Source organism: Sulfitobacter sp. 15WGC (genome assembly GCF_005068605.1).
Lineage (GTDB): Bacteria > Pseudomonadota > Alphaproteobacteria > Rhodobacterales > Rhodobacteraceae > Sulfitobacter > Sulfitobacter faviae.
In genome coordinates this window covers 1-254 of record NZ_SZNL01000152.1, presented here as the reverse complement: position 1 = coordinate 254, position 254 = coordinate 1, and the positions used below count along the sequence as shown (strand labels likewise).

The 254-nt window shown below is 59.1% G+C and carries 1 pseudogene; it reads left to right on the top strand.

What is annotated here, in order from left to right:
• Positions 1 to 254 (top strand): annotated as a pseudogene (locus FCK22_RS18350) (mechanosensitive ion channel domain-containing protein); the annotation flags it as partial.

Here is a 254-nt window from a genome sequence, read left to right as displayed (position 1 = left end):
TTCACCGTTCTCTTTGTCCTCAATACCTTCGGGGTCAAAACGACCTCGGTCGTGGCAGTCATCGGTGCGGCGGGTCTGGCGATTGGTCTGGCCCTGCAAGGCACCCTGTCGAACGTGGCCGCGGGCGCATGCTGATCCTGTTCCGCCCGATCAAGATCGGCGATTTCGTCGTGATCGCGGGCGAGATGGGGACGATCAAACAGATCAACCTGAACTACACGGTTCTCGCCGATCTCAGCAATGTGCAGGTCATC